This window comes from Bartonella sp. AP7XZML, from assembly GCF_042195745.1.
In the GTDB taxonomy this organism is placed as follows: Bacteria; Pseudomonadota; Alphaproteobacteria; order Rhizobiales; family Rhizobiaceae; genus Bartonella.
In genome coordinates, this window is record NZ_JBHIOT010000054.1 from 1 (window position 1) to 5,311 (window position 5,311).

The 5,311-nt window shown below is 39.8% G+C and carries 10 protein-coding genes and 1 pseudogene; 2 read left to right on the forward strand and 9 right to left on the reverse strand.

Features of this window, described 5'->3' with window-relative positions; translation table 11 throughout:
* The 4 genes from ACFILT_RS04005 to ACFILT_RS04020 all read right to left on the reverse strand — a co-directional run.
* Positions 1-183: hypothetical protein (locus tag ACFILT_RS04005; protein WP_375679631.1), on the reverse strand; the 183-nt coding region annotated here is incomplete at its 3' end.
* A complete protein-coding gene (locus ACFILT_RS04010) occupies positions 176-379 on the reverse strand; it encodes a hypothetical protein (protein WP_375679632.1) in 204 nt (67 codons plus the stop codon). The genes ACFILT_RS04010 and ACFILT_RS04005, both read right to left, overlap by 8 nt.
* Positions 312-539, reverse strand: coding sequence for a hypothetical protein (locus ACFILT_RS04015; RefSeq protein ID WP_375679633.1), 228 nt, complete (start codon positions 537-539; stop codon positions 312-314). The genes ACFILT_RS04010 and ACFILT_RS04015 overlap by 68 nt, the downstream gene beginning before the upstream one ends.
* Positions 536-1,198 (reverse strand): lysozyme, encoded by a 663-nt coding sequence (locus tag ACFILT_RS04020; protein ID WP_375679635.1) that lies wholly within the window; start codon positions 1,196-1,198, stop codon positions 536-538. The genes ACFILT_RS04015 and ACFILT_RS04020 overlap by 4 nt, the downstream gene beginning before the upstream one ends.
* 158 nt (positions 1,199-1,356) lie before the next feature.
* Between ACFILT_RS04020 and ACFILT_RS04025 the strand changes: the two genes are divergently transcribed.
* Complete coding sequence (locus ACFILT_RS04025; protein ID WP_006589072.1) at positions 1,357-1,659, forward strand: type II toxin-antitoxin system RelE/ParE family toxin; 303 nt, start codon at positions 1,357-1,359, stop codon at positions 1,657-1,659.
* Complete coding sequence (locus tag ACFILT_RS04030) at positions 1,646-1,966, forward strand: addiction module antidote protein (RefSeq protein ID WP_375679636.1); 321 nt, start codon at positions 1,646-1,648, stop codon at positions 1,964-1,966. The genes ACFILT_RS04025 and ACFILT_RS04030 overlap by 14 nt, the downstream gene beginning before the upstream one ends.
* Positions 1,967-2,010: 44 nt before the next feature.
* Here the strand turns inward: ACFILT_RS04030 and ACFILT_RS04035 are convergent, their stop codons facing one another.
* The 5 genes and pseudogenes from ACFILT_RS04035 to ACFILT_RS04055 all read right to left on the reverse strand — a co-directional run bounded on the left by ACFILT_RS04035 (position 2,011) and on the right by ACFILT_RS04055 (position 5,256).
* Positions 2,011-2,289 (reverse strand): hypothetical protein, encoded by a 279-nt coding sequence (locus tag ACFILT_RS04035; protein WP_375640504.1) that lies wholly within the window; start codon positions 2,287-2,289, stop codon positions 2,011-2,013.
* The gene (locus ACFILT_RS04040) at positions 2,286-3,023 is read right to left on the reverse strand and encodes an antA/AntB antirepressor family protein (protein ID WP_375640503.1); all 738 of its coding nucleotides are present in this window, start codon (positions 3,021-3,023) and stop codon (positions 2,286-2,288) included. Before ACFILT_RS04040 ends, ACFILT_RS04035 begins: the two co-directional genes overlap by 4 nt.
* A gap of 303 nt (positions 3,024-3,326) precedes the next feature.
* Positions 3,327-4,646, reverse strand: coding sequence for a late control protein (locus ACFILT_RS04045; protein WP_375679637.1), 1,320 nt, complete (start codon positions 4,644-4,646; stop codon positions 3,327-3,329).
* Between the two features lie 35 nt (positions 4,647-4,681).
* Positions 4,682-4,879 (reverse strand): annotated as a pseudogene (locus ACFILT_RS04050) (tail protein X); the annotation flags it as partial.
* A complete protein-coding gene (locus ACFILT_RS04055) occupies positions 4,876-5,256 on the reverse strand; it encodes a phage tail protein (RefSeq protein WP_375679638.1) in 381 nt (126 codons plus the stop codon). The pseudogene ACFILT_RS04050 and the gene ACFILT_RS04055, both read right to left, overlap by 4 nt.
* Positions 5,257-5,311 lie beyond the last annotated feature (55 nt).

The following is a 5,311-nucleotide window of genomic DNA, read 5'->3' on the forward strand; positions in this document are numbered from 1 at the left end:
AATACTTACAAACGCATCCATAATACGTGAAAAATCAAGCGCTAATAAGAGTATAATGAGTACAATCCATTTCGTATAACGAGACATTACTTTTATACTTTTGTATGTCATGATGATTTCTTGAAGGATTTCTTTTTCTGCTTCTGTAAGCTCTGTATCGTCTTGTGTTCTTTTCCTAGCCATGTTTCCACCCACACACACGTTCACCCTGCTTGTTATGCTTTAAGATCTCTCTTGCTAAATTGGAACTGATGACGTTGACATCTTGCCTCTCTAAATAAATTGGTAACCAACCAACACAAGAGATATACTTATTTGTCCCGCAACCAATGAGAGAGAGCAGTACGCACATCAGCATCACTTTTTTGATTAATTTCATTTTCTACCTCAAGACGGGTTGTGGCTGCTTTTAAAGCTTTTTCTGTTTGCTTTTGTTGCTCTGCTTTTTTCCCAAGATTAAAAGCTCTTGCTAAAATCATAAAAAAAGCGGCTAGAGTCGCGCCTATTAACAGTAGATTTCTTTTCATCCATAAGATCATAAACGGTGTTCCTGAAAACGTTTAGCAACAAAGAAAATGCCAGCACATGCGGCTAAAACCATGATAGTGGCGAGCGCCCATTGCACTGGACCATTTCCTGCTAATAAGCCTCCAAGCCCAGAAAAAGAACCAATAATCGGTGCAAGAGCTTCGGCTTTGAAAACCCCCGTTGGTGCTTGCTTTTCTACTGTTTGATAATTGGAGGAAACAAAAGCCCCTTTCGCCCATAAGCCTGTTTCTGCCGCACGCCGGTGTGCGAGACCTTGCAAGCGTTTACCACCGGCTTTGGTCCATTTCTGTAGCTCGGCAGGGACAGCTTCATATTCACCTTGATTGAGCTTTTTTAACAGTGTCGAGTTACAAAAGGCTCCTGTTCCTACATTATAGCAAAAGGACACTAACGCCGCGAATTGTTCATCCGTTAATGAAACTGTAACAGCGCGTTCAACAGCATTTTCAAATTGTCTTAAGTCTTGGCAAAGAAGTTCTTCTGCTTGCTTTTCAGTGATTGTCATGCCTTCGTAAATAAAAGGTTTTCCAGCACTGTTTGTATGTCCATAACCGATTGTCCACATCCCAATGGCATCTTTATAGGCGTTCAAACGCAAACCTTCCCATTGTTTGATAAGTGCAAGTCCTTCTGATGATATTTTTCGCATATGCTTCTCCATAAAAAAAGCTCCGCAAAAGCAGAGCTGGATTAAAAAATTGATATTTTTCCTATTTGAAAGGATGGCTTGTTAAAACCTATGTAGCTTGTTCATTGGAACAAAAGAATGTATTTGACATTATCTATTATGTAGCATATAAACTACAAATGTTTATTGTTAAAAAAACACACTATTTTACAGAGTGGTTAGACTCGTTAAAAGACAAACAAGTGCAAAAGAAAATTGCTGCACGTATTTTCCGCCTTGAATATGGGCTTCTAGGAGACGTGAAATATTTCCGTGGCATTGGTGAACTAAAAATAAATTATGGACCAGGCTATAGGATTTATTTTGTAAAACAAGGGAAACAAATCATTTTGTTATTAAATGCTGGTGATAAATCCACACAACAAAAAGATATCGAAAAAGCCCTTCAATTAGTAAAGGAAATGAAACATGGAAATTACTAAATTTGATGTAAGTGAATATTTTAATACACCTGAAGACTTTAAGATCTTATTAGATGATGCTTTAGAAACCAAAAATAGTGGCTATATTGCACATGTATTAGGTATTATTGCGCGTAAACAAGGAATGACAACTGTTTCTCAAGAGACAGGACTAAATCGCGAGTCTCTTTATCTTTCTTTAAGCGATAAAGGTGATCCACGCCTTTCTACTTTTCTTAGTGTTTTGAGTGCTTTAAATTTGCAGATTAGCTTAACACCTATCCAAAATAATTGTAAGGAACAAGCGGCTTTAGAAGAAGCATCTTGACTACCTCCCCATTTTTGAAAACGGGGAGGGGCATATTTTTTAAATTAAGCAACCTTTTTAATGGGGCTCTCGGAATTTGGTTCATAAGCGCGTACCAAAGAATCCATGCTATGTGGAAGTTCTGAAGCTCCAAAATCTGTCAAAATTGCCAAGATTTTTGTAATATTGGGCACGTCATCTTGAAGCTTTAAAACTAGAACCTTTTCTATTGCATTCATAGTTTGAACTAGAGCACTACAATCTTTGTCGCTCACATTTTCATCATTAGAAAATTGAGATAATGCTATCCATAAATCGCATAAGAAGTTGGTATCTATCTTCATTGCACACCTCCATGGATTTGTTCTCTTAAACATGCCAATCCTCTAGATGTGATTTTCGTTGAAGGCAGCACCTTTTCTGTACCATCTGGTCTTTGAATTGTGATAGCGGGACAATCCATGAATCCTTTTTTTATCTTATCCTGATAAGGTAACAGAGGCGCCCCTGGAGCACGACGATACACCCAATCATGTTTACGCAAATAATCGGTTAAATCCTTTGGTCGTACCTCCAACATCTTTGCTGCTTCGATAAGACCAAACAGACCATCAGAGCGCTTTAAACCATCAAGTGCTTTTGCCTTTGGTTCTAATTTAGCAATAACATGATCTTTCTGCTCTATTTGGCTTTGTAAGTGATTTAAGACACCAAGTAATGCTTCAGGTTTCGAATAGTCAACTTGTGGTGTCACTACTTGTTTCAAAAGTCGTTCACATTTGATAAAGTATAAACGAGCCTCTCTACCTTTCTTATTATTCTCAAGCATAGAAAGCTCTTTTGCTACATTTAATGTAAGATAATATTCTTTTAACACTACATTTTGACGTTCGCCAGTTTTGGCGAGCGTTAAAATATAATCTATTCCTTCTTCTAAATTGTATTTGATAATACGGTCTTTAATCCAATTGGAAAAGTCTCGTTTTGCTTCTAAGAATGCGTGCAGATTACGTGCATTTACTGTTTGAACAATTTCCTGTCCAACAGTTTGTTCCGATATCGGAATAAGAGTGTTCATGAGAACTCCTTGCTATTTAGACGTTTTTCATTGACACTTTAATTAGAAAGCGCCGGGTGCTGAAAAACACGGTAGCAAGTCCGTCGTTACGCTTTTCCCAAAAGGGTATTGTATAGCGTAACTACACCCGACAAAGTCATTATATGCGTGTAACATACAATGAGTCAAAGCTTTTAATGTGCGGAAAACTGATTATTTCGACAATCAATCCGCTTGCTATCAAGGTGTTTTTCAGGCACCTGATTCGATTATTCATATTGTCGCCACATTGTCAAGCGGTTTTCGATATTTTTTGCATTTTTGCTAATTGATATCTTCCTCATCCATATGGATAACGCCTTCGCCTTCATCACATGCGTTAGGTGGGGCGTTTGGATCAAGGGTATCATCCTTGTCTGGTGTTGTGTTTGCAACGTTTCCAGCTGTGTCTTCTTGGGCTTCATCAAAAAGTTCGCACTCTATTTTTGTGGTGTAACCGCCCGTTTTATCAAGTTTGTGCTTAACACTTTTGATACGCCATTCTGCTGGAATATAGGGGCGGAAAGGGGGCTCTTGAACAAGCTTTGCTTCTGCTTGCACAAACGGATCACCGCCGATATCACATGAGAAAGAAGACTTACCGCGTGATGATTTATTGCGATAAGCAGCAATGGCTGCAACAGCTTCTGATTGATTGTGGTAGGTATATTTGAGTTCATGAAACGGTGCTTTACCAACTTTGACTTCTTTTTTTTCACCAGTGCGAATATCATGATAGCTTGCGATAACACCGCCTTTCTTCTCTTTGTCTTCTTCTTCTTTCTCAGGTGTTGTTTCTGCTTTTTCCGATTCAGATGATGATGGTGCTCTGTCATTGTCATCCATATGGATAAAGTTTTCATCATCATCAATCTCTTCTGGTTCTCGTGCATCAGCAGCGGCTTTTTGGTCGTCTCCCACATCTGTTGCTAAGCCATTGGCTGCTCCTGCTTCATCCCGTGCGCTATATTTAAAATCCCAAGAGGTACAGAGTTTTTCATGGATAATAACAACGGGGAGTGTTTCACCAGTGATAGCTTTGCCTTCCCCCCGTCTAGCCAAAACAAGCTTGCCATCAACGGGTTTTGCTACCGCATCATAGTCTTCTGCAAGGCGTGTGGCAAAAGCCATATCGCTTTCAGAAGTTTGATCAATGTGACGCACAACAATTTTAGCAAGAGCAGGGTCAACTTTTGGTGTATAGCCATTGCGCTCTGCTATCTCTTNGATTTTTGCAAGAGAAGGATCAACCTTTGGCGTATAGCCATTACGCTCTGCTATCTCTTGAATGATGTTGCCAAGGGTTTGTTGATGATAGGATTGGCTTTTGGGTGTTCTATAAGAGGTGTTCATAGAGGCGGCGCGTCCGGTCACGCTTAAACTTTGTGGGGGGCTGCTTACAGAGATTTCATCAATCAGATAGGCTCCCATATCGCGGTTTTTCCCGCCTTCATAGCCAAGTGTTACGGAAATAACTGTCCCGATAAGAGGAATATCAAGAAAGCCGTTATCACTGTCACGTGCGCGGTCATCAAGCTCTATAGTGATACGATCACTTTTGTTTTCTGCTTCATCGGTAATTTCAATTGATAAAACATAATCCATAAGAGTTTTTGTGATGTCTTCTCCATTTGCCANATCACCGGTGTGGCTTTCGGATAGGGGAGGGTTGGTAAGAGTATCGTGATACCTGCTTTTAAAATGGGTCCATAGTCTGCAAGACCCAAATTTGCTGCATAAACGCGTTCAACAGCAAGGGCTTGTTGACCTTTTGCATAGTATCTCCAGCAAATGGCATCAACCATATCGCCTTCTTTTGTTACGTAAAGATCACTCATAGGTCTTCACCATATTCTCTCAACTTTATTGTAAATTCTTGTTTTTTTGGGGTGCCATTATGATGAAAAACGCTTTGTTTTTCCTCTACAGAAAGAATGACAAACTTACCTAAGATTTTGCCTTGACCGGTAACAAGGATATGAGGACCATTATGTGCCATTTGTCGCAAATATTCGAGCTGTCTGTGACCACCTTTGAAATCTGGATAGATTACACCGGTTAAAGAAAATTCCGCATTTGCAAAGGCAGGCAATTGAAGCGCTGCTTTGCGCCCCAATCGCCCTTGCTCGACCCATGGAATGCCGTAAGACATGTCAAGTGTTTGATAAGCTGCTGTTTCAATGGAAAAGATAAAACCACCCAAAGCTAACATCATGGTATTTAATCCGAAAGGCTAGAGGCTATGGCTAAACGTTGCTGTTTTGCATAGC

Coding starts and splice junctions, on each gene's coding strand:
- ACFILT_RS04010 (WP_375679632.1), bottom strand. CDS start 379: ATGAAATTAATCAAAAAAGTGATGCTGATGTGCGTACTGCTCTCTCTC.
- ACFILT_RS04015 (WP_375679633.1), bottom strand. CDS start 539: ATGATCTTATGGATGAAAAGAAATCTACTGTTAATAGGCGCGACTCTA.
- ACFILT_RS04020 (WP_375679635.1), bottom strand. CDS start 1,198: ATGCGAAAAATATCATCAGAAGGACTTGCACTTATCAAACAATGGGAA.
- ACFILT_RS04025 (WP_006589072.1), top strand. CDS start 1,357: ATGTTTATTGTTAAAAAAACACACTATTTTACAGAGTGGTTAGACTCG.
- ACFILT_RS04030 (WP_375679636.1), top strand. CDS start 1,646: ATGGAAATTACTAAATTTGATGTAAGTGAATATTTTAATACACCTGAA.
- ACFILT_RS04035 (WP_375640504.1), bottom strand. CDS start 2,289: ATGAAGATAGATACCAACTTCTTATGCGATTTATGGATAGCATTATCT.
- ACFILT_RS04040 (WP_375640503.1), bottom strand. CDS start 3,023: ATGAACACTCTTATTCCGATATCGGAACAAACTGTTGGACAGGAAATT.
- ACFILT_RS04055 (WP_375679638.1), bottom strand. CDS start 5,256: ATGATGTTAGCTTTGGGTGGTTTTATCTTTTCCATTGAAACAGCAGCT.